Origin of the sequence: Flammeovirga yaeyamensis (genome assembly GCF_018736045.1) — a bacterium.
GTDB classification, from domain to species: domain Bacteria; phylum Bacteroidota; class Bacteroidia; order Cytophagales; family Flammeovirgaceae; genus Flammeovirga; species Flammeovirga yaeyamensis.
Window position 1 is genome coordinate 3,044,342 of record NZ_CP076132.1, and the last position, 22,690, is coordinate 3,067,031.

The 22,690-nt window shown below is 33.2% G+C and carries 20 protein-coding genes; 12 read left to right on the plus strand and 8 right to left on the minus strand.

Annotated features, from left to right (window positions below; genetic code table 11):
* Position 1: 1 nt before the first annotated feature.
* Positions 2–283, minus strand: coding sequence for a hypothetical protein (locus KMW28_RS11990; protein ID WP_066206730.1), 282 nt, complete (start codon positions 281–283; stop codon positions 2–4).
* A 178-nt stretch (positions 284–461) separates the two neighbouring features.
* Between KMW28_RS11990 and KMW28_RS11995 the strand changes: the two genes are divergently transcribed.
* Both KMW28_RS11995 and KMW28_RS12000 read left to right on the plus strand, forming a co-directional pair.
* On the plus strand, positions 462–1,061 hold the full coding sequence (locus KMW28_RS11995; RefSeq protein ID WP_169663215.1) for a hypothetical protein: 600 nt from the start codon (positions 462–464) through the stop codon (positions 1,059–1,061).
* Positions 1,045–1,377, plus strand: coding sequence for an MGMT family protein (locus tag KMW28_RS12000; protein WP_066206723.1), 333 nt, complete (start codon positions 1,045–1,047; stop codon positions 1,375–1,377). Before KMW28_RS11995 ends, KMW28_RS12000 begins: the two co-directional genes overlap by 17 nt.
* Positions 1,378–1,594: 217 nt before the next feature.
* On the opposite strand, the gene KMW28_RS12005 is transcribed toward KMW28_RS12000, so the two are convergent.
* Positions 1,595–2,044, minus strand: a complete 450-nt coding sequence (locus KMW28_RS12005; RefSeq protein WP_169663214.1) for a hypothetical protein — start codon at positions 2,042–2,044, stop codon at positions 1,595–1,597.
* A gap of 218 nt (positions 2,045–2,262) precedes the next feature.
* On the opposite strand from KMW28_RS12005, the gene KMW28_RS12010 reads away from it, so the two are divergent.
* On the plus strand, positions 2,263–3,213 hold the full coding sequence (locus KMW28_RS12010) for a DNA/RNA non-specific endonuclease (RefSeq protein ID WP_169663213.1): 951 nt from the start codon (positions 2,263–2,265) through the stop codon (positions 3,211–3,213).
* 172 nt (positions 3,214–3,385) lie between these two features.
* Positions 3,386–5,128 (plus strand): PAS domain-containing sensor histidine kinase, encoded by a 1,743-nt coding sequence (locus KMW28_RS12015; protein ID WP_169663212.1) that lies wholly within the window; start codon positions 3,386–3,388, stop codon positions 5,126–5,128.
* Between the two features lie 9 nt (positions 5,129–5,137).
* On the opposite strand, the gene KMW28_RS12020 is transcribed toward KMW28_RS12015, so the two are convergent.
* Entirely contained in the window at positions 5,138–5,629 is a 492-nt protein-coding gene (locus tag KMW28_RS12020) for a cupin domain-containing protein (protein WP_169663211.1), read from the minus strand.
* A 138-nt stretch (positions 5,630–5,767) separates the two neighbouring features.
* On the opposite strand from KMW28_RS12020, the gene KMW28_RS12025 reads away from it, so the two are divergent.
* From KMW28_RS12025 to KMW28_RS12035, 3 genes are all read left to right on the plus strand, one after another.
* Positions 5,768–6,358: a hypothetical protein gene (locus KMW28_RS12025; protein WP_169663210.1), complete on the plus strand. Its 591-nt coding sequence runs from the start codon at positions 5,768–5,770 to the stop codon at positions 6,356–6,358.
* A 134-nt stretch (positions 6,359–6,492) separates the two neighbouring features.
* The gene (locus KMW28_RS12030) at positions 6,493–7,122 is read left to right on the plus strand and encodes a Crp/Fnr family transcriptional regulator (RefSeq protein WP_169663209.1); all 630 of its coding nucleotides are present in this window, start codon (positions 6,493–6,495) and stop codon (positions 7,120–7,122) included.
* A 68-nt stretch (positions 7,123–7,190) separates the two neighbouring features.
* Positions 7,191–7,493, plus strand: a complete 303-nt coding sequence (locus KMW28_RS12035; protein WP_066206702.1) for a rhodanese-like domain-containing protein — start codon at positions 7,191–7,193, stop codon at positions 7,491–7,493.
* Between the two features lie 24 nt (positions 7,494–7,517).
* On the opposite strand, the gene KMW28_RS12040 is transcribed toward KMW28_RS12035, so the two are convergent.
* Together KMW28_RS12040 and KMW28_RS12045 are read right to left on the minus strand one after the other, a co-directional pair.
* Positions 7,518–7,745 (minus strand): hypothetical protein, encoded by a 228-nt coding sequence (locus tag KMW28_RS12040; RefSeq protein WP_169663208.1) that lies wholly within the window; start codon positions 7,743–7,745, stop codon positions 7,518–7,520.
* Between the two features lie 125 nt (positions 7,746–7,870).
* Complete coding sequence (locus tag KMW28_RS12045) at positions 7,871–10,273, minus strand: outer membrane beta-barrel family protein (protein WP_169663207.1); 2,403 nt, start codon at positions 10,271–10,273, stop codon at positions 7,871–7,873.
* A 306-nt stretch (positions 10,274–10,579) separates the two neighbouring features.
* Here KMW28_RS12045 and KMW28_RS12050 point away from each other — a divergent pair, with 306 nt between their 5' ends.
* Entirely contained in the window at positions 10,580–12,481 is a 1,902-nt protein-coding gene (locus KMW28_RS12050; RefSeq protein ID WP_169663206.1) for an AAA domain-containing protein, read from the plus strand.
* A 2-nt stretch (positions 12,482–12,483) separates the two neighbouring features.
* On the opposite strand, the gene KMW28_RS12055 is transcribed toward KMW28_RS12050, so the two are convergent.
* Positions 12,484–13,599, minus strand: coding sequence for a BamA/TamA family outer membrane protein (locus KMW28_RS12055; RefSeq protein ID WP_169663205.1), 1,116 nt, complete (start codon positions 13,597–13,599; stop codon positions 12,484–12,486).
* Positions 13,599–14,273, minus strand: coding sequence for an outer membrane beta-barrel protein (locus KMW28_RS12060; protein ID WP_169663204.1), 675 nt, complete (start codon positions 14,271–14,273; stop codon positions 13,599–13,601). Before KMW28_RS12060 ends, KMW28_RS12055 begins: the two co-directional genes overlap by 1 nt.
* 122 nt (positions 14,274–14,395) lie before the next feature.
* On the opposite strand from KMW28_RS12060, the gene KMW28_RS12065 reads away from it, so the two are divergent.
* On the plus strand, positions 14,396–16,423 hold the full coding sequence (locus tag KMW28_RS12065; RefSeq protein WP_169663203.1) for an SEL1-like repeat protein: 2,028 nt from the start codon (positions 14,396–14,398) through the stop codon (positions 16,421–16,423).
* Positions 16,424–16,593: 170 nt separating this feature from the next.
* On the opposite strand, the gene KMW28_RS12070 is transcribed toward KMW28_RS12065, so the two are convergent.
* Entirely contained in the window at positions 16,594–17,736 is a 1,143-nt protein-coding gene (locus KMW28_RS12070; RefSeq protein WP_169663202.1) for a serpin family protein, read from the minus strand.
* Between the two features lie 141 nt (positions 17,737–17,877).
* Between KMW28_RS12070 and lysA the strand changes: the two genes are divergently transcribed.
* From lysA to leuS, 3 genes are all read left to right on the plus strand, one after another.
* Entirely contained in the window at positions 17,878–19,158 is a 1,281-nt protein-coding gene (gene lysA, locus KMW28_RS12075; RefSeq protein WP_169663201.1) for a diaminopimelate decarboxylase, read from the plus strand.
* 115 nt (positions 19,159–19,273) lie between these two features.
* Positions 19,274–19,726: a 3-oxoacyl-ACP synthase gene (locus KMW28_RS12080; RefSeq protein WP_169663200.1), complete on the plus strand. Its 453-nt coding sequence runs from the start codon at positions 19,274–19,276 to the stop codon at positions 19,724–19,726.
* A 156-nt stretch (positions 19,727–19,882) separates the two neighbouring features.
* Complete coding sequence (gene leuS / locus KMW28_RS12085) at positions 19,883–22,657, plus strand: leucine--tRNA ligase (RefSeq protein ID WP_169663199.1); 2,775 nt, start codon at positions 19,883–19,885, stop codon at positions 22,655–22,657.
* Positions 22,658–22,690: the final 33 nt, after the last annotated feature.

The window sequence follows — 22,690 nt, forward strand, 5'->3', positions numbered from 1 at the left end:
ATTAGTGATTTTGAGCCCAGCGAACGTATTTCAGAATTCTTTCGTCTTCTAACAGTTTTTCTAAAGTATTAAAATGTCTTCCTAATACTTTTTCTGAATGTGTTTTGTGTATAAAGCTATGACAACTTCTACAAACCATAATACCTCTTTCCCTCATCTCCATCATATCGTAATTTTTCCTGAACCATTTATTTTTATGATTACTTTTTGGAATCAGATGATGAAAAGTCAACCTCAAGTTTTTTTTACAAAGTTCACACTCTCCTTCTTTTTCTTTTTTCATCCTATGTATCAAATGCTTATTCTGATAAAAAATACTATGATGTCAAGACTTCAGATAAGATCGTTTTCACCTAAAGACAAGAATAGAATAATGGTCGTATTTTTGTTATTTTAAAATTAATCAAATTGATTCATAGTTCGCAAAATTATCGTACAATAAATATATTGTTTATCAAGATATGAAAATTATTCAGACCTTTTTATTATTCCTTTTACTTCCATTTTTTTCAAATGCACAATCGTTAGCTACCAAAGATGATGTGTTAGCACAAATGATGTTGAACCCCAAAGACACCTTATTATGGGAAAGCTACATGGGCAAAACATGGGTAACGATGACTATTTTTGAGAAAGAACAATGTCAGGAATTATCAACAAGATTTGACCAAAAGTTACAAGAACAATTGAAGGTTATTGAAGAAGAAAAACAAAATTCCTTTACAGATAATTTTGATTCTGAAGTGGACTCCATTGAAATGAACGCAGAAAAGTTATTAGAAAGCGATGTTCTTGCAGAGGAAAGAGCATTACAAAAAGCTGCGAAAGAAGCTGCCGATGCTAGCGTGGAAGAACTGAAACAATTATCACAAAACCTAAAACAAAACCTACCTTTAATAGAAGATATAATCAAGAATAAAACCGCTGACTTAGGAATTGAATACCACTCCTACGGCACTGAAAACAGTGAAGAAATTTTAGCTTGGCTAAAGAATTATGGTCAAAAGATCTATCAAACTACTTACAACAACATTATTGTAAACAATGGATCAAAAAAATAATTTTTTTTCTGATGTATGGGAGATTGTAAAACTCATTCCAGAGGGTCGTGTTACTTCCTATGGTGCTATTGCTGAGTACTTAGGTAGTAAAAGAGGTGCTAGAATGGTTGGTTGGGCGATGAATGCGTCCCATATGATGGATGATGTCCCTGCCCATCGAGTAGTTAATAAAAAAGGATTACTTACGGGTAAGCATCATTTTGATGGTGTCAATAAAATGCAGCTTCTACTAGAAAAAGAGGGTGTAATCATCATCGATAATCAGATACAACATCTTGATCAGATATTCTGGGATCCTAACTTAGAGTTATTGTAATAACCCCTTATAAACTAAAAAACCATAATCCTCAGTAAATGAAGACTATGGCTCTAAATTAGGTTTTACAGGATTTTTGCTCAGATTGCTCTTGTGCTAATCCAATTCTAATTTCTATTTTTTTTATATAATATTGCACCTTCTTTACAATCATTGAGATTAATTTAGCATTGAATAACAAAAATAAGTGCATTATTAACATTTAAAGCGTTTTTACTTAGATGATCTGAAAATTCGGAGTAATTCCTCCTCTATTTTTAGCTTTTTTACACAGTTCGAACTGCTGATTAGATAAAGTCCCTACAATTCCTATCTCATTTAAAATCTCATCATTTAATAGATCATATAAATGATTTCTCTTTTTAAGATCAATTACTATATATAGTGCATCACATGATTTCAATGCATTTTTCAAATCAAGAATTCTATGTCTATAGGTGTTTTCGTTTAAAATGATGAAACCAAATATTTTTTGTGAGATTCCATTCTTTATAACAACCAAATCAATTTGATTTTGATTTAATTCATAACCTTTGATGATATTGAATTTTTCTTCTGTATAAGGTTCATCAAATACTAGTTTTCCAAAATCAGATTTTAAGTTTTCATTAAGCTTACTAAAAATATCCTTTTTTAGTAATGGTTTAGGGTCAAAATTCGAAGTCATATTAAAATAAATTTCAGTCGTTGTTATGATACAACATTTAAACAGTAACAATTTAAAAGCAGTAGATTGTAACTATAGTTTAGTATTTCTTAAAGAAATTGACTTTCAATAGACGAAAAGTTCAATTCAAATCAAAATATTTTTAAATATTTTCACTTCAATCAAATCAAAAAAATACTTTTGTAACAAATTATAATGTTAACCTAATTTAAATAACGATGCTTAATAGATTCCTCACCAATTTCCTTTTATTAATATTCCTTCAGTTTCCTATAGTCGCACAGAACTTAGACAATTTCCCCATAGAATGGCTTCCTACATCTACAGGACAAGCTAAAGGAGTCCAAATTATTGAGCATAATTATTACACTATTGGATACAACGAGCAACACGAACAAGCTGCTTGGGTAGCTTACGAACTTACAAAACAAGAATTATTTAAAGCTGCTAATAGAAGTAATGACTTTAGGTCCGACCATAAAGTGGATACCTATTCTGCTGATCTATCAGATTACAAAGGATCGGGGTACGACAGAGGTCACCTGGCTCCTGCTGCAGATATGTCGTTTAATTCAGATGCTATGAGCGAAAGTTTTTACTTATCTAATATGTCACCACAAATAGCAGAGTTTAATAGAGGTATTTGGAAAAACTTAGAAGAACAATTTCGGGTCTGGGCCTATGATCTTAAGAATATGTATATCATTACAGGTCCAATTCTCGAAGATGGATTACCTACAATTGGAAGTAATCAAGTAAGTGTTCCAAGGTATTATTATAAATTGGCCTTGCATGTTGATGAAAAGAATAACACGTATGAAGGAATTTGTTTCATCATCCCCAACAAAGGGTCCTCAACTCCATTAAAAGAATATATTGTTACTATAGATGCTTTAGAAGAGATTACTGGAATGAATTTTTTCAGTGCCATTCCAGATAGCATCGAAGATAAGTTTGAGGGCAATGTAAATTATAGTTATTGGCCATTTTATTCTGAAAGAAAAAAGAAGTATTCTACTAAAAACGAATCAAAAGATCATAGCACTAAAAATAATATAGTTTTGGATGGTAGATGCCATGGTAAAACTAAAAGTGGATCACGATGTAAAAGAAAAACAAATGATGCATCCGGATATTGTTGGCAACATCAAGATCAAGCAAAACAGTAAAATTCTTTGTTTACATCACAAATGTAATTTTTGATTACAAAATGAATAATTTACTGCTCTTTAATCACTTACCTCCTTATATAAGGTGACACAGAGGAGGTTTATTAAATATTTTTTAACTATATTTGACAAGTAACAAATCAACATTTTGTAATTCTTTGCTACAAAATCAATGCAAGCTTTTATCCAAAATAGAAACATCCCAAAAGCTGATATTAAGGATAAAGAAGAACATTACTTAGTTATTTCTGGTACAGGTAATGTTAAATTTATATCTAAGCGGTTCCTTCAAGGTCAACATACTTTCGAAGAAGGGCGTTCTATTGCTGTTGGTTTATCTCCCAAAAATCAAATTATTTTCAAGCAAAAAATTCAAGAAAGCATTGATTCTCAGGACATAGTATATTTTGAGTTTTCTATAAGTCAAAGTGGGAAACCTACAAAATACGATGTGAAAATTACACCATTTTTCATAGGTGAAGTTTTCGTAAATGCCTCATTTGTAGCCCAGAACAATGATCAAGAATTACTAGAAAAAAGGTTTAAAGACATCTATCTTCATTCTCATGATGGAATTATTTGGATAGATCCTTTTGACAAAAAAATAATTTACTCCAACCCTTCTTTTAGTAAGATTACAGGATATGATGAAAAAGAATGTTTAAATTCAATTTTCAAAAAATTCTTACCGTTAAAGAAGCAACAGTTAGTAAAATCTATTTTTGAGCGTTTAAAAAAAGAAAAACACTTAGTATTCGAGGTTTCTATTAAAACTATTGATAATATTCAGGTTCCTGTAGAAATCACAGCATCAATTGTTTCTACGGACGATGATGCTCCATTTATCGTATGCTTTATAAAAGACTTAACTGCTTTAATTAAAGCAAAAGAGGCTTTAAAGAATAACGAGCAACGTTATGAAGCTATCTTAGACAACTCAAAAATTAAATTATGTCAGTTTGATGTTGATTTAAATTTAACTTGGGTAGGATCAGGAATTCAAAGACAGCTTTCTAGTTTCTTAAGTGAAACACATATTGGAAAAAAAATATCGACGATTGTCTCTAATGATGTCGGTAAAGATATTGTCTCTTTTCAAAAAGAAGTGCTGGATAATAAGTCGACCTCCCATGCTTCATTTAAAATTCAATATGATCAAGAGTGGAAAGCCGTTGAGGTGTTTTTATCCCCTATTCTTGAAAATAAAAAAGTGAAGGGACTAAACGCAGTAATTCTAAACATCTCTAATCAAAATAAAATTGAAGAGAAGTTAGATCATTTTGTATATAGAGCTGCACACGATTTAAGAGGTCCACTTACAACTATCCAAGGTATTATTCAATTGATGAAAAGCAGTCCAAAGAGTTCTAAAGAATTATTACCTCATTTAGAACACACTATTTGGACTCAAGATATGCACCTTCAGAAAATATTGGCTTATTACTATAATCAGCAAACTGATATTAAAATAGGAAAAGTGAATTGGGAAGGTATAATGAGTGTAATCGATGATTTTTTAAATCATTCTGGCTACAACATCAAATTATCTATCTTAAACGATATGAAAAATGAGGACTATTTTTCTGATGCAACAAGAATAGACCTTTTATTTAAAAACATCTGCACAACTTTACTTCAATTAGTCACAAGAGATATTGAAATCAAATTACTAATTGAAATCAAAAAGGAGAAATCTGGAGTGATGGTGGTTTTTACAGACAATATATCACCAAGAGATTATTCAGCTTCAAATAATGGATTTGATAAATCAATGTCTATTAATTTCATCAATGATGATTACACTAGAGGTCTATTTATCACTTCTGAAATTATAGAAAAATTAAAAGGAAAATACCAAGTGAAGTTTTCTAAAAACAAAAAACAACAACTCGAAATTTTCCTTCCTAGTATATAATAAACTTGACTACTTCTTAAAGCTCAAGATTAATTCTTCATGCTGAGGAAATTCTTTGATTAATTCTTCAGCAATTCCAATTTCAAAATCTTCAAATTCAAATCCAGGTGCAACAGTACATCCTACAAGAACATAATCTTCAGCAGATTTTGTCAATGGTTTTGCTGCAAACCAATTTCCACCTTTAATAATATATTGAGGAACTTGTCCATTTAAAATATCTACACCTATAACTGTTTTAATCACTTCTCCGTTTGGAGTTATTTCCACAATCTCTGCTGGGCATCCGTAATGGAAGTGCCAAAGCTCTGTGAATTTCAGTCGGTGAAATGTAGAAAAATCACCTTCTCCAAGTAAATAATAAATAGCAGTTGAGATATTTCTTTCAATATCATTTTTGTTGATCAGTGCAGTTTTATGCGACCTATAAGTTTCGATATAATACCCTCCTTCCGGATGAGGCATCATTTCTAACTTATCAATTATTTCTTCTTTCGTCATAATATATAATTTGAATGCGAAAAGTTAAGCAATAAAGTTCAATTAAAAATTGTATCTTCATTTTATTATTAACAAATCCTCTTTGTTGAAACAAAAATTAATAAGACCTTAACATTACAAAAAAAACAAACTACTCTTATGGAAGAAATTATTCTTGAGTTTGAAGAATTAGAAATTCTAAGACCAAAAAAAAGATGGAAACTTTATTTTGTAGTACTTACAGAACATCCAACAGATAAAGACAAATGGATTTTGACGACTATCCCTAATGAAAGTCATGGAGTAATACAGTTAAAACCTAGAGCTGAAAATAAAATTTATTTTGAACCACAAGATGCTGTCGGTGCTAATGGTTTATTCGTTCTAGATCGAAATATGCCAGAAAGCCGTAGAATTAAAGTGCGTGTTTTCCTTAGACATTCAAGAGAAAACGCAAGAAACGCAGGTCAGATTCTTAGCGATGTTGAAGGTGCATTAGGAGATGAAGCTTTTGGTCAAGTAACCAATCTTCTAGGAAGAACAAACCCTTGGCTAGTTATAGGAAAAGAGGCTGTTCAGAAAGTAGGGAAAATCTTATCTAATATTAAAGACAGAGATTTTGGTTTGATAACTATGGATGAAGAGTTCGGTCCTGAATTCGAAAATCAATCTGAATTAGATCGAATGAATAACTTTTCTACTGGGGATGCTCGCCTTGTTTGGAGTTGGGCAACAAGAAATAAATCATAAATTGATTCCATAATAGGATAAAGTATCAATGGGCATATTTGTATTTTTCAAATATGCCCTAATTTTTTAACCAAGATTGCTTACTTATCGTATATTTGTCATATGAATAAACCAACATATATAAAACTATAATAATGATACATCTACTTCAACAATTTATTCAAAATAGTTTCCCATTAACCGACAAAAACCACCCAATACAAAAAGAGTTTTTGGAATTTGGTGAATCGGTAGAAGTCAAAGCCGGAGAATACCTAATTGACTTAAACGAAGAAATGAACTTTGCTCCTATTGTTACCAAGGGTGTTCTAAAAGTAACAAGAGAAGACGAAGATGGAAATGAAATTTTTCTGTACTATTTGGAATACGGAGAAACATGTACTATTGCCATGATGTATAATGAAAGTGCAGTTAGAGTGACTGCAGAGGAGGATACCATGGTTTACAAAGTACCTATTGCCAAAATTGATGAATGGATGCTGCGTTTTCCAGAATGGAGAAATTTTGTAATGAATGCCTACAAAGTACGTTTTGATGGCCTCCTTAAAGCCATAGATGAGCTAGCGTTCAAAAAAATGGATGAAAGATTATTAAACTACCTTGGTAAGCTAAGTGATATTAAAGATAGTAACGAGCTTCATATCTCACATTCTGAAATTGCTTTGAACTTAAATACTTCTCGAGAAGTAATTTCTAGATTATTGAAGCAATTAGAGAAAATTGGAAAAGTAAATCTTGGGAGAAATAAAGTGATATTAAAGTAACAATTATCACAAACAGAATATTTTGCATCTTTTATCTTCACAAAAAGATTTTAAAAACGATAAATTATATGGAATTTTTAAGAAAACTATTCGGTTTAGGACCAAAAGTAGATTACAAAGCATTAGTAGCTGAAGGTGCAAGAATTTTAGATGTAAGAACAGAAGGAGAATTTGATAGTGGGCATGCAGATGGAGCTGTAAACATTCCTCTAAATGAAGTTCACAAAAGAATGCCTGAGATATTTAAATTAGGCACACCTTTAATTCTTTGTTGTAAATCTGGTGTTAGAGCCTCTTCTGCAATGGCACAGATTAAAAAAGCCGGTGTAAAAGAAGTATATAATGCTGGTGGGTGGAAAAACTTAAAATAGCAAGAGGGGATTAACCCCTCTTCTTTATACACTCAAAGTTACTTCTTCTCCATGTTGTAAAAGAACGAGTTCTCTATATAAACAATCGAGTACTTCTTCTACAGTGGGTTTTCCTTCGATATCATAGTATTCTCCTTCCCAGCAGTAGGTTGCACACCACTTAGGTGACATTCCTTTTCTTTTGAATTTCCAAATACCTATGATATGGTCGTCTACACGTTCCAGCTTTTCTTCTAATGATGAATAGTTCATTTTTGTCAGATTTTAGTTTAATTCAGCACAATATATAAATAGAATTTTTCAAAAAGAAAAGGGTACTACAAAATATAGCACCCTTTAAAACCTAACTATTGTCTTAACTACTAATAAAGTATGATCTATAAACCTCCTCCACCAGAGGAGATATTTCTTTTTTGTCTTCCTTGAAACTGTCCACCAAAAGCATATGAGAATGATACTCTATATACTGGACTTTCTCTTTGATAGTTCACGAATTCGTTGAAACCATTACCGTAAACCGTTCTCAATTCTCCACTATACAGTAAATTGTTTACCTTTAAATTCACAGAACCTTTATTTTTAAGAATACTTTTCTTTAAAGCAATATCCATAGAATACGCTGGTTCAGTAATTCTTTGCGCATCGTATCTGTCAGCTGTATATCTACCCATAATTTGAAGCGTAAGCCCTTTCATAGGTGTTATTTTAGTATTCAACTTTGCCGACCAGTTCAAAGGAGATCCTTCTACAGGAATAGTTAATTCTTCGTTCGTATCTTTAATATCTAAGTAATAAAAATCTAAAGATCCATTCCAAGACCACCAATCTAACATTCTATAATCAGAAGATAACGATAATCCACCAGTCATCGATTCACCCAAATTAGCATATGTTGTTACTGTCACGTCGGTATCTTCACGGTAATCCAATACTTCACGAATGATATCTGTACTGTGTCTCATATACAATGCAGAATTGACTGACACCTTTCCTGTGCCCATATAATTATAAGATAACTCCATGGAATTGGTATATGATGGCTGTAAACTAGGGTTACCAATCACTACGCTCTTAGGATTTGATGACATCTCTGAAGGTAATAACTGCATGATATCAGGTCGCTTAATTCTTCTAGAATAACTCACACCAAAAGTACTCTTCTCTCCCACTTGCTGTTTGATGTGTATACTTGGAAAAATAGATGCATAATCAATTACAAAAGAAGTATCATTTAATGATTGACTTTCTAATTTACCCTCCATATGAGCTGCTTCACCTCTTAAACCGACTTTAAAGCTCGTTTTGTTCAGTTTTAAAGAATATGATCCATACATAGCGTGAATCTGACTTTCATAAGGGTAACCATAAACCAATGAATCATCTGCTACATAATTAATATTTTCTATATCTAGTTTAGCTGAAAGCAACTCACCTTTATACCCTACTTCAAAAGAAGATTTATCATTAATTTTCTGATTGTAGTCTGCTTGGAAAGATCCATACAACCAATTCGCCATATTACTGTTTCTATTTAATGGCTTCAGTTCTTCTCCTTGTTGAAAAGCATTTTCAGGAGTAAACTCAGCTTCACCAGTATTGGCAAAAACATCTAATTCTAATTCACCATTTTTAAATTCTTTTCTATGGTTTAAGTTGAAGTTATATCCTCCACCTAAATTATAATTTCTACCTCTTTGATATTCTGTATCGACAATGTTTTCATTACGATCTAAATAGTAACCATTAAAATCCGATTGACTATTTGATTTCCATTGCCATCTCTGAAGCGACAAGGTAGTTGTGTTTGTTGAATCCCAGAATACATCAAAACCACCTTTAAACATAGAGAAACCACTGTTTTCATTCATATTTTCCGTTTGAAAGAAGTTGTTTGTATTTTCATCATCAAACGTTCTAGTCATTTCTCTAGTATTGTCCCACTCATCATCACTCATATATGTTTGAGCAAAAAAGTTAAATTTTGAAACTCGGTAATTTAAGCCTACGTATCCTGAATATTTATTATTCGTTCCAGCATTCAAATTGAAATTACCATTCAGTCCTTTAAATGCATCTTTCTTTGTAACGATATTGATAATACCCGATAATCCATCAGGATCGTATTTAGAAGAAGGGTTCGTAATTACCTCAATTTTCTCTACCGCATCTGCTGGTAAGGACTGTAACAATTGATTAATGTCCAATTGTGAAGGTTTTCCATCTAATAGAACTCTAACATTGTTATCACCTCTTAAAGAAATAGAGCCATCTGCCCCTACATTAATTTCGGGTAACGTATTTAAGATCTCAGAAGTAGAATTACCATTGGCAATCATTGCCTTACTTACGTTGATCACTTTTTTGTCGATATGATTTTCGATCAATTGAGTTTCACCAACGATTTCTACCTCATCTAATTCTTCAACATTTGTTTCCAAATGTACTTCTCCTACATCAATTTTACTTGATGAAGACGATACCTCTATCTCTTTTTGTACCTTTACATATCCAACAAATTGAATGATCAGATTGTACTTACCATGAGGTACTTTTGATAACATAAAAGAGCCGTCATCTTTGGTTAAACCTCCCGTAACGGTTTTGTTGTCTTGATCTAACAATCCGACAGATACGTATCCAAGAGGTTGTTTAGAAGCTTGGTCGTAAATCTTACCAAAGATTGCTCCTTTAGCATTTGGTTCATCGCCATCAGAAAAATTGGCACCAAAAGACAGTCCATGAACTAGTAATAGTCCAATAATGATAGTTGTTAATTTCATTTTGTAAATTATTTGACACTAATTAATTTAACACTAGGTTTTTTACTGTAAGAGTAGAGATGGAAGTTGAATAGTTGACACTAGTAAAAAACCTTTTTTAATAATATTTGAAACAATTATAGGATTTGATATTTTAAATAACAAATTTTCTAATTATTTCATTAAAATTTTGATAATTTGAAAATTATCTGTTTCAATCCCGTACGCGTTTGTCCGTTATTGAACACATGAATTTGATTGTCTTTTCAATCAATTACACACCAAAGACAATCAATAAAATCAAAGGTTGCATCCCACAAAAAAAATATGGATATAAAAGAACATTTTAAGCTTCAGATAGATTTACTAGAAACTGAAAGAAAAGAGGACTTAGAACAATACAAAAAACTAATGAGTGATACCTCCATCGAAGAAAGGAAAAAGAAAGGTGTATGTTGGTTTCCCATTAAACTTGAAAATGTCACTTACGATTCTGGAGATAGAATTGTCATCAAAATATCTAGAGATAGTGCCACGAGTCAAAGTCATAGTTTTTCTACTGGTAAAAGTATCTCCTTATTCTCCCAATCGGGAAACAATCACGAAGCAAAAGATAACGCAAAAGCAGTCGTCAACTTCGTAAAAGATAATGAGCTGACGATGACGCTTAATCAGGATGATGAACCAGAGTGGCTACACGATGGTAAATTGGGAGTTCAATTGCTTTTTGATGAAAGTTCCTATAAAGAAATGGACCGAGCACTGAACATTTGCATGAGTTCAGAAGACAAGGAGTTGAATAAAATGAAAAAGATCATTTTGGGGAATGAAAGCCCTTCAACTTCAAAAATCTATCCTTTCCAACTCCCACAATTAAACGATAGTCAAAACGATGCCTTAATGCACGTACTTGCCGCTGATCAAATTGGCGTAATTCATGGCCCTCCCGGTACAGGTAAGACGACTACTTTAGTGGAATGTGTACATCAGGAACTCAAAAAGAAACAACAAATTCTAGTTTGTGCACCTAGTAACGCTGCTGTGGACCTATTAACTGAAAAGCTATCCGAAAAAGGAATCAATGTCGTGCGATTAGGACACCCTGCCCGTGTCGATGAAAAAATATTAAATCAGACGCTTGATGTTAAAATCAAAAAGCACCAACGATACAAGGAACTAAAGGCAATAAAACAGCAGGAAACTTTACATAGAGATGCGGCTAGAAAATTCAAAAGAAATTTTGGACCTGATCAAAGAAGAGAACGAAAAGCACTCTATCAAGAAGCGAATCAATTAAGAAAAGAGATCAGATCACTATCAGAATATATTTCTAAAGATGTAATCGATAATGCTCAAGTAATATCATGTACTCTTGTTGGATCTACTACTCCAATGTTAAGAGGAAGACGTTTTGAAGTAGCTTATATAGATGAAGCAGGTCAGGCATTAGAAGCTGCATGTTGGATCCCTATTTTAAAATCAAATAAAATCATTTTTGCAGGAGACCATCAACAATTACCTCCCACTATAAAGTCGATTCAAGCGGCTAAAAAAGGGCTAGAATATACTCTTTTTGAAAGAATCATTGATCATAAAAATGTGGATAAAATGTTGAAGACTCAATATCGTATGCACAAGGATATTATGGCTTTCTCCTCTAAATATTTTTATGATAATCAATTAGACGCTTTTTCAACTAATGCCGAATGGAAGATGTTTGATGATGATCAGCCTATGGAATTTATTGATACAGCGGGAACAGGCTATGAAGAAAAAGTAAATCCAGAATCATTAAGTACTTACAATATTGAGGAAGCCAATTTATTAATTCTTCATCTCAAAAATTATCTGATACAGCTTCAAGAAGCTCCAAATAATATTGGTATCATCACTCCTTATTCTGCACAAGTCAAAGTGCTCAGAAGAGCATTATACCAATCGGATATTTCTGATGAAATCAAAGAAGTGATCAATATTAATACTGTAGATTCCTTCCAAGGACAGGAAAGAGAGATTATCTATATAAGTATGGTAAGATCTAATCCTGATGGTGAAATTGGTTTTTTAGCTAATGCTAGAAGAATGAATGTTGCGATGACAAGAGCACAGAAAAAGTTAGTCATGATAGGCGATTCTGCTACCATCACCAGAAATAAATATTATGCAGAAATGTTTGATTTCGTTAATGAAATTGGAGCCTATAGAAGTGCTTTTGAGTTTATATATTAATATTAAAAAGCTTCATTAACTCCAAAATAAACACCTGTACCAAGATCTCTATTGACACCTACATCCAAACGGATAAGGGTGTCATTTTTCTTTAAGAACTTGTATCGGATTCCGCCTCCACCTGAAAATTTAAGCCCATTGAATAAATCCAATACAGTAGGACCTACTTCTCCAAAGGCACAAAAGGCATTTATTCTCCAACGTTGATGTATTTTATACCTCATTTCTACTTGGCAAGTATACAATTGATCATCAATATATCTACCTCTAAAGTATCCTCTCATACGATCGCCCCCACCTAACCAAGATTGATGTTGAAAAGGAACGTCTCCATAAGAATTCTCTAAATAGGCTCGTGTGGCTAAAGTCATTTTATCACTAAGTGCAAAATATTTTCTTAGATCAATGATATATTTATTAAATGAATAGGTACTACCTAAAACTCTACTGGCAAACCATGTATTCATCTGAAAATAGTTGCCTGTGTTTGGAGAAAAAATATTATCTCTATCATCAAAATTAAAGATAAATCCAAGTCCACTTATTTGGGCGCCTTCACTTCCTGGAATAGAATCGCTATCCATCATTCCTCCCTCTTGTTTTTCTAAAAAAGTATCTCTCTGAAAACGGTATTGTACTCCAAAGTTAAGATCAGATTCAGGTAAACGCTTAAGAATATCCGCTCGAATCATCACCGTACTCATATTGTACTCTTCTTTATCAGATTCTTTGGCATCGGGACCTATTCCCCAAAAAGAGTTGGGAAAGATTTTATATTTAAATGCGGCATCAAAGTAATAGTTTCCTTCTTTAAAAAAGAGTTTAGGATTCACATCTATGATAAACTGATTTTCTGCAGTGTAAATCGCATCAATCATCATAGAACTTTGCCTTAAATTGAATTTATTGATCTTATCAAGATAAAAAAACTGAAGTCCTCCACCTATACCAAAACTTGTTTCTGGAGTATAGAAAATGATAGGTAAACCAATAATTTGAGTCGATTTACTGATCCTCATTGTATCTGTTTCTATCAAAGCATTTTCTTTAGTGTTCTGCCCTAATAAAGTAATAGAAAAGAACATTATACTGATGAATGTGATTAATTTAATTTTCATTAGTTCTTTCTATCGTGTAATAAAATAACAAATCCAACCCTAAATGAGACATGTAATTCTGTATATTCGGAATGCTCTACGGTATTTAAAATCTTGTCAGTATTTTCCCCTGAAAGCCTATAAATATTGTAATTTAAGCCTATATCGATACCAAAATGTTGTTTTACTAAATAAGTAAATCCTACTCCTAAACCACCTCCAAAAATATTTCCTTCAAAAGACTGATTAATTGGAGTTGGTTGTTGTAAATAGCTAGACTCAACAAAATTTCTACCGTAAGTTAATAAAGCCTCAGGGTATATTCCTCCATTAGACATTTTTGTCAAATACCTTCTAAAAACGACACTCATTTTAAAATATTCTTGATTCGTCGCAATTAGATTGTCAATACTTTTTTTATTCATTTCTAATCTACCGCCAAGACTAAAATTATCTCTTAAAAAGAAATGGGCATCGGTCTTTAAATCAAAGCCAGTCTGCACTCCTTGAACGGGTGATTTTAGATCTTGATCATAAAAATTTATGGCATCTGTGGAAGATGATAAAGACAACAAAACCCTCCCTTTCTTAAAAGATGTCCCTAACGAATCTTGAGCAAAGTTATCATGGGGAAATAAAAGAATAACTAAGCTGAAAAGGGAAATAAATTTAGAAGCTGAATATGCTTTACTCACTATTTAATTTGATTTTAGAATTTTTTTAAAAAAAATCTCCTACAAATATAAGAAAATGCCTCTTCTAATAGTTATAGTTGTATAGTTATAAATACGTTTCTATTGCAGAGCTTAAATAAAGCATGATAAATTTTAATAATAGTGTACTCAATCTCACAACATTCCTATTATTATTAACTCAGTTTACTGTTTTTAGTCAAGATATAGATCAACTAAAAAAACAAGCAAAGTTTAATAATGATGCCGAAAGTTATTATCAACTTGGGTTGATATATCAAAAAGGTGAGATTGAAAAAGTAAACATGAAGAAAGCATCCGCTAATTATGAGAAAGCGGCTATTCTTGGTCATGTAGATGCTTCCTTGGCCCTAGCTAAAATTAAAAAAGAAAAAGAAGATTATGGGACCACAGTTAAATTACTCAAAATCGCTTCAGATGGAAAATCAAAAGAAGCAAGTATTGAATTAGGTAACCTTTATGAAGAAGGAAAATATGTAACCAAAGATAAAAACTCAGCCATTTTTTATTATCTGAGAGCCTGGAAAGAAGGCGATGAATCTGTAAAAGCTAAACTTGAAGAATTAAAACTAGAAAACTACAACCAAAAAGACAGTGATGTAAACTACCAAGAATATATGAGCCAAAATGGTTCTTCAGCATCAGACTATTTTCTTGGTATGACTTACCTAAATGGTAAAGAAGTTCCTAAAGATTTAAATAAAAGTTTCTCGTATTTCAAAAAGGCTGCAGACAATGGTCATGCAAAAGCCGCTTACGAAGTCGGGTTATTTTATAAAGAAGGATTGGCAGGAACCAAAGATTCGAAATTAGCCTGTACCTATTTTCTTAAAGCAGCCAATGAAGGAATTCGTGAAGCTGATTTAATACTTAGAGAAATGGACCCTACCACTTTAATGGATTCCGAGAATATGGATTTCTTAAAGTATCAAGCAATATCTCTTAATAAGGCTGAGGCTCAATTTAAGTTATTTGATATTTATACTAAGGAGAAGAATTATAAAAAAGCATTGGAAATGTGTCAGCGTGCTGCCTTACAGGATTTCCAACCTGCTATGTTAGAACTTTCTGATATGTATGAAGAAGGAAAGCCTCCTGTTCGCAAAAGTCTAAATTCTGCTTTTAAGTGGAGAAGACAAGCTGCTTATGTTGGTTCAGATACAGCAGAATATTTATTGGGTAAGATGTATCATGAAGGTCTTGGTGTTCAGAAAAGTGAGGAAAGAGCCGTAAAGTGGTATATAAAAGCTGCCAATCACGGTATTGCATCAGCTGCTGTAGCACTTGAAAAAATCAATGTAGCTCAATATTTGGATGCATCTGATCTTGAATATGCAACATATCGTGCCAATCAAGGAGATTCAGAAGCTCAGCTTATGCTCGGAAAATATTATTACAATGATAATAAAGCAACGGCAATCGCTTGGTTAAACAAGGCAAGTGATCAGCAATTGGCCGAAGCTGAACTTTATCTTGGAGATATTTATAAGGATGGTAAATGTCAGACTATAGCAGATCCTCAAAAAGCGGAAGAACATTATAAGAAAGCTTTATCATTGGGTAGTTCTGAAGCCAATCTTCGTATGGCTTTATTGTATTCTGAGCATCAACAGTTAAATGAAAAAACGTTGACGGCTAGAGGAGCAAATAGTGAAAGACAAGCCATGCAATACGCCAATGCTTACATGGTCTCTTCCACTCTTCCTACAAAAAATAATACAACTCCAGATCCTTCTGCTTATTTATTGATGGGTGACATCCATAATAACAATAACAAAAAAGTACAAGCGATTAAGCAATATGATTTATACATTAAATCTTTTGATGAGATAGACGGTAATCACCAAGAACTGATCACTGTTTTTAATAAACAGGCCAATGCTTATGCAAACATTGGCGAACTTAATAGTGCCTTATTACAAATTGATATTGCACTTGCAAAAGCTGACGATTTCAGTCAAACTAAAGGGTTCAAAGAAAATTATTCTCAAATAAAAGCAGAGTTGTTCTACACACAAGCCAAGCTATTATTTGATAAAGGAGATAAATACAAAGCTTGTAATGTTTTTCAGAAAGCAAAAGCCTTAGGTGTTGATATTGAGAAAAAATATGAAGATCTTTGTTTAAACTAAAGATCGGAATTATACTACAGTCAGTTTTACTTCAGGCTTGATTTATAAATAGATAAAATAATTTTTTAATGATATATCGTTAAGTGAAAAAATTAAATGTATTAATACTCATTGTATGACTACAAATTTTTTCATCCCAATCACAATTATTCTATTGAGATTGGGATTTTTTATTTCCCAAGAAATGTACCCATAAAGAGATATGCATCCGTAGCTTTTTCTCTGATGATGAAAATAAAAGGTCTATTAAAATAATATTCTTGTTTTTCTGGCTGTATTGCTGAACGACTTACTGCAACAGAGGTAACAGCTGCGGCTTCAGTCCCCCACTCATTAAACTCTAATACTGTTTTATGCATCACTTTTGAAACAAATAAATAATCTGTTTCATTTTTAATTAATGCTGAAAAATCAGACTGTCCGGGTAAAAAGACTCTTTCAATTCCACATTTTTTTAAAGCAGGAATTAAATCATTGGAAAATGACATTTTGACTTTAGGCATTTTAAAATAAACCTCTTCTTCGGTCATCAGTTTCTGATATTCTTTTACTTTTTTCTTTGATATATCCGAAGACATGAATGAATCAATACTTTCCTTTGTTGGCATGATAAGCAATAATTCCGTCTTATTATCATCAAATTCCAAAGAGGCCACTTTTAAACTATCTGTACTGTAGCACTTAATTTTTCTGTTTAAATCAAATAAATAATCCAACTCTTTGATTTCCCCACTAGGTAAATTGAAATCTCCTTTCTTAGTATCTTTTTCTTGAAACTGTTTCTTCCATGGGGTTTTCATCAAAATTGTATTGATAAGAAGCATTCTATCATCTTTTTCAATACTAGAAACTATTTCTTTGATTTTCCCTTCCGTCTTTTCGTTTACATAATTGTTGATATTGTTTTTTACTAGATTCGCATTAGAAAAGGACATCGACTTTATATATAAATCAAAATAAGTCTGTAATTCTTTCTTAGTGTTTGATTTAACAGTATAACTTTTATCTAACCATAAAGCGTTATGAACTGAATAGAAAGTAGAATTAAAGGTGATTTTATTCCTCAACATACTATTAAACTTCACATATTCTTCTGCTTTCTTTACTCCAAGTTGTTGGTTTATTTCAGTTTGTGCCCCTTCATCGACACATAGATCCAACATACCTAATGCCGAATTAATACTAAAATTAGAGATCAAAGTGTTCTTTTGGGGACTATAAACTTCTCTAAATAAGTCAAATTCATTTTGAGAGAAACCGTTAAAAAATGTACTAAGGCTAATAATTAATGTGAGTTGAAAGTATTTTAGCATATCAGTTTTAAAAAATACCAATTGTTACGAATAAAACAACTAGTGTTATTTTTGTCAATTTAATATAATAATATGGAGTAGTACAAAAATCTCTCTACTTTTGTCAAATAGAAAAATTATCACATACAATAATTTCCAAAGATGGAATTAAAAAATTCAACATATACCATTCAGGGCGTACCTGTAACAGATATTGCAGAACAGTTTCAAACACCTGTTTATGTTTATGATGCAGATAAAATCATCAACCAGATTCAAACACTTAGAGGTGCTTTTTCTGGTGTAAATTTACGCATTAAATACGCTATGAAATCTTTATCTAATTTAAGTATTCTTAAATTGGTAAAGGAATATGGTGTGGATTTGGATTGTGTATCGATTCAAGAAGTTTTGCTAGGTATTGAAGCTGGCTTCCCTAAAGAGAGAATATTATTTACTCCTAACTCTGTTTCATTCGAAGAGATTCAAGAAGCAGTTGAGTTGGGTGTAGTAATCAATATAGATAATATCGCAGTTTTAGAACACTTTGGTGATGTTTACCAAGATACAGTTCCTTGTGCGATTCGTATCAACCCGCATATTACTGCCGGCGGAAATGCGAAAATCCAAGTAGGTCATATCGGATCTAAATTTGGTATTTCCATCTTCCAAATGTCGCATGTAAAGAAAGTGGTCGAAAGCCATAACATCAACGTTGTAGGTCTTCATATGCACTCAGGATCTGATATTTTGGATTCAGAAGTATTCTTGATGGCTGCCAACGTAATGTTCGATTGTGCAAAAGACTTCCCTAACCTACAGTTTATCGATATGGGTTCTGGATTTAAAGTAGCCTACAAAGAGGGTGATATTGTAACTAATATCCCTGAATTGGGTAAAAAGATGTCAGCTGCTTTCCAAGAATTCTGTAAAAACTACGGCCGTGAACTTGAATTATGGTTTGAGCCTGGTAAATATTTAGTTTCTGAGTCAGGTCATTTATTGACTAAAGTGAATGTATTAAAACACTCTCCTGCTGCAGTATTTGCAGGGGTTGATTCAGGATTGAACCACTTGATCCGTCCAATGATGTACGATGCTTACCATCACATTTTAAATGTATCAAACCCGTCTGCTCCAAAAAGAGTTTATGATGTTGTTGGATACATTTGTGAAACAGATACTTTTGGATACGATCGTAAAATCAGTGAAATTAAAGTAGGCGATATCTTATCTATCGAAAACGCTGGGGCTTATTCTTATAGCATGGCTTCGAACTACAACTCACGTTTTAGACCTGCTGAGGTATTAGTTTATAATGGCCAACCTCATTTAATTAGAGAAAGAGAAACACTTCAAGACCTTATTAGAGGTCAAAAAGATATCTTTTCTGACATCGAAATTAATGTAAAATCTTCTGAGGAAGAGAAAGCAGCAAAATAGATATTAGAAAACATCCCATATAGAAAAAGGCTTACTTCGGTATGCCTTTTTTGTTTTATGATGATTTCAATTAAAAAAATTACTAGATTCAATCCCCTATTATTAATTTTGATGTATGAACAAAGACTTTAAATTAAAACTCAAAGAACATTGCAAAGAAATTGTTGTTCAAAAAATAAAATCTGCTGAAGAAGCGATGAACTCTGCTCAAAATTCTGCCAATGCAGAAACGAGAAGTACAGCAGGAGATAAACATGATACAGCCCGTGCGATGGCGCACTTAGAAAAAGAAAAGATGGGTGAGCAACTTTCACAAAATCTTCAACTTTTAAGGGTGATGGAAGAGTTAAAAGAAACTGATGCAAAAACAGTTGGCCCCGGAAGTTTAGTGGTCACCAATGTTGGAATGTATTATTTATCTATCAGTTTGGGTCAAGTGAAATTCGAGAATCAAATGGTCTTTGTTATTTCTACTCAATCCCCTATTGGACGATTGTTTGTTGGAAAATCAAAAGAGGAAGAAGTAATGTTTAATGGTCGAAAATTTATCATTAAAGAGGTCATATAATTAACGTTTATTTTTTTCTTTTTTGAAAATCGAAGATTCAATCCCCTATTACATTTATCAAACCGTAATTATTTATATCTTTGCTTGATTTTTTTGTGAGGAAACTCCGGAATTATCATCAAGTAGAATTTTATTTTTTAGAATACAACATACAGTATGTCTGAATTCAACCATATTGATTTTGAGCCGAAATGGCAAAAGTACTGGCAAGACAACAATATCTATAAAGTAGATATTGACTCTGATAAGCCAAAATATTACGCATTGGACATGTTCCCGTACCCTTCAGGAGCAGGTCTTCACGTAGGTCACCCTCTAGGATATATCGCATCGGATATCGTTTCACGTTTTAAAAGGCTGAAAGGATTTAATGTGCTACACCCAATGGGATTTGACTCTTTTGGTCTTCCTGCAGAGCAATATGCGATCGAAACTGGTCAGCACCCTGCAATTACAACAGAGTCAAACATCAGTACTTTCAAAAGCCAATTCAACAAAATTGGTAACAGTTACGATTGGGATCGTGAGGTTCAGACATCATCTCCTGACTACTACAGATGGACACAATGGATTTTCCAACAATTGTTCAACTCTTGGTACGACAAGGATGCTAACAAAGCAAAAGACATTTCTGAATTAGTAGCTCACTTCGAAGCAAACGGTACTGAAGGTATCAATGCTGAATGTGATGATAACGCTACACAATTCACAGCTGACGAATGGAAATCATTCAATGCTAAATCTCAAGCTGAAGTTTTACTTCAGTACCGTTTAACTTTCTTATCTGAAGCGATGGTAAACTGGTGTCCTGCATTGGGTACAGTATTAGCCAACGATGAAGTGAAAGATGGTGTTTCTGAAAGAGGTGGACACCCAGTTGAGCGTAAGAAAATGAAACAATGGATGATGCGTATTACAGCTTACGCTGATCGTCTATTAAATAACTTAGATGGATTGAACTGGTCGGATGCATTGAAAGAAATGCAACGTAACTGGATTGGTAAATCTATCGGATGTGAAATCGACTTTAAAGTTGTTGATAAAGACATCACATTAACTGCATTTACAACAAGAGTAGATACTACTTTCGGTGTAACTTATGTAGTTCTTGCTCCAGAACATGAGTTAATTCCTGAATTAACTACTGCTGAGCAAAAAGAAGCAGTAGATGCCTATGTTGAAACTGCTAAAAACAGATCAGAGAGAGAGCGTCAATCGGATGTAAAAACGGTTTCTGGTGTGTTTACTGGTTCTTATGTAATCAACCCATTAACTGGAGAAAAAACTCCTCTATGGATTGCTGATTATGTATTGGCGGGATACGGAACAGGTGTTGTAATGGCCGTTCCTTCATCAGATGATCGTGACTTCCGTTTTGCCAATCACTTCGATTTACCAATCGTGAGAGTGATTGAAGGAACTGAAGACATGGAAGATCCAACTGAAGTCAAAAAAGGTAAAATGATCAACTCTGGTTTCTTGAATGGCTTAGAGTCAGACGAGGCGATCAAAGTTGCTATCGATAAATTAGTAGAAGCAGGTCAAGGAAAAGCGAAAGTAAACTTCCGTATCCGTGATGCTGTATTCTCACGTCAACGTTATTGGGGTGAGCCAGTTCCAGTATATTTTGATGAAAACGGTATTCCTCAATTGGTTCCAGACGAGCAACTTCCTTTGGATTTACCAGAAGTAGAGAAATACTTACCTACACCTGAAGGTGATCCTCCATTAGGAAATGCTAAAGACTGGAAATTTGATGGTAAATTCGGTTACGAATTAACGACAATGCCAGGTTGGGCAGGTTCTTCTTGGTACTTCTTACGTTACATGGATCCTCAAAACAAAGAGGCATTTGTATCTAAAGAAGCTGCTGAGTATTGGAATCAAGTGGACTTATACGTTGGTGGTACTGAGCACGCAACTGGTCACTTATTGTACTCTAGATTCTGGAACATGTTCTTGTTTGACATGGGCTTCATCAACCATGAAGAGCCATTCCAAAGAATCGTAAACCAAGGTATGATCCAAGGTCGTTCGAACTTTGTTTACAGAGTAAAAGGTACTAACCAATTCGTATCTCACGGATTGAAAAAAAACTATGATGTTCAACCGTTATATGTTGATGTAAACATCGTAGAAAATGATGTTTTAGACACTGAGAAATTCAAGCAATGGCGTCAAGATTATGCTAACGCTGAATTTATCTTGGAAGACGGTAAATACATCTGTGGTCACGTTGTAGAAAAGATGTCAAAATCGAAATACAATGTGGTGAATCCAGACGTAGTAATTGAGAAATATGGTGCTGACACACTTCGTTTATACGAAATGTTCTTAGGACCACTTGAGCAATCGAAGCCATGGTCGATGCAAGGTATCGACGGTGTTTGGAAATTCCTTCGTAAGCTATGGAGATTATTCTACAGTGACGCTGGTGAATTATTAGTGGTTGATGGAAAAGCAACTCCTGAAGAATTGAAAATCTTACACAAGACGATCAAGAAAGCAGGTGAAGATATGGAAAGCTTGAGCTTGAACACTACAGTTCCTGCTTACATGGTATGTGTTAATGAGTTAGCTGCTGCAAAATGTCATAAGAAAGAGGTATTGGAGCAATTACTAGTGATCCTATCTCCTTTCGCTCCACACATTGCTGAAGAATTATGGCAAACGGCTTTGGGTAAAACTACCTCGATTGTAACTGAAGAATTCCCATCGTTTGATGCATCGTTGCTTGTTGAAGCTTCACATACTTACCCTGTATCTATCAACGGTAAGATGAGAGTGAAATTGGATTTACCAATTGATATTTCTCAAGAAGAAGCCAAAGAAGCCGTATTTGCTAATGAAATAGTTCAAAAATGGATAGAGGATAAACCTATCAAAAAATTCATCTTTGTTCCAAAGAGAATTGTAAACGTGGTGGTTTAATCATTTCCTAAATAATATTGAAAACGGATGCGT

Excerpts from the sequence above, each read along its gene's own strand:
- KMW28_RS12015 (WP_169663212.1), top strand. The coding sequence starts at position 3,386 with ATGCAAGCTTTTATCCAAAATAGAAACATCCCAAAAGCTGATATTAAG.
- KMW28_RS12005 (WP_169663214.1), bottom strand. The coding sequence starts at position 2,044 with ATGACTTCGAATTTTGACCCTAAACCATTACTAAAAAAGGATATTTTT.
- KMW28_RS11995 (WP_169663215.1), top strand. The coding sequence starts at position 462 with ATGAAAATTATTCAGACCTTTTTATTATTCCTTTTACTTCCATTTTTT.
- KMW28_RS12000 (WP_066206723.1), top strand. The coding sequence starts at position 1,045 with ATGGATCAAAAAAATAATTTTTTTTCTGATGTATGGGAGATTGTAAAA.
- KMW28_RS12065 (WP_169663203.1), top strand. The coding sequence starts at position 14,396 with ATGATAAATTTTAATAATAGTGTACTCAATCTCACAACATTCCTATTA.
- KMW28_RS12030 (WP_169663209.1), top strand. The coding sequence starts at position 6,493 with ATGATACATCTACTTCAACAATTTATTCAAAATAGTTTCCCATTAACC.
- KMW28_RS12035 (WP_066206702.1), top strand. The coding sequence starts at position 7,191 with ATGGAATTTTTAAGAAAACTATTCGGTTTAGGACCAAAAGTAGATTAC.
- KMW28_RS12070 (WP_169663202.1), bottom strand. The coding sequence starts at position 17,736 with ATGCTAAAATACTTTCAACTCACATTAATTATTAGCCTTAGTACATTT.
- leuS (WP_169663199.1), top strand. The coding sequence starts at position 19,883 with ATGTCTGAATTCAACCATATTGATTTTGAGCCGAAATGGCAAAAGTAC.
- KMW28_RS12025 (WP_169663210.1), top strand. The coding sequence starts at position 5,768 with ATGGAAGAAATTATTCTTGAGTTTGAAGAATTAGAAATTCTAAGACCA.
- KMW28_RS11990 (WP_066206730.1), bottom strand. The coding sequence starts at position 283 with ATGAAAAAAGAAAAAGAAGGAGAGTGTGAACTTTGTAAAAAAAACTTG.
- KMW28_RS12055 (WP_169663205.1), bottom strand. The coding sequence starts at position 13,599 with ATGAAAATTAAATTAATCACATTCATCAGTATAATGTTCTTTTCTATT.
- KMW28_RS12040 (WP_169663208.1), bottom strand. The coding sequence starts at position 7,745 with ATGAACTATTCATCATTAGAAGAAAAGCTGGAACGTGTAGACGACCAT.
- KMW28_RS12020 (WP_169663211.1), bottom strand. The coding sequence starts at position 5,629 with ATGACGAAAGAAGAAATAATTGATAAGTTAGAAATGATGCCTCATCCG.
- KMW28_RS12050 (WP_169663206.1), top strand. The coding sequence starts at position 10,580 with ATGGATATAAAAGAACATTTTAAGCTTCAGATAGATTTACTAGAAACT.
- KMW28_RS12010 (WP_169663213.1), top strand. The coding sequence starts at position 2,263 with ATGCTTAATAGATTCCTCACCAATTTCCTTTTATTAATATTCCTTCAG.
- lysA (WP_169663201.1), top strand. The coding sequence starts at position 17,878 with ATGGAATTAAAAAATTCAACATATACCATTCAGGGCGTACCTGTAACA.
- KMW28_RS12045 (WP_169663207.1), bottom strand. The coding sequence starts at position 10,273 with ATGAAATTAACAACTATCATTATTGGACTATTACTAGTTCATGGACTG.
- KMW28_RS12080 (WP_169663200.1), top strand. The coding sequence starts at position 19,274 with ATGAACAAAGACTTTAAATTAAAACTCAAAGAACATTGCAAAGAAATT.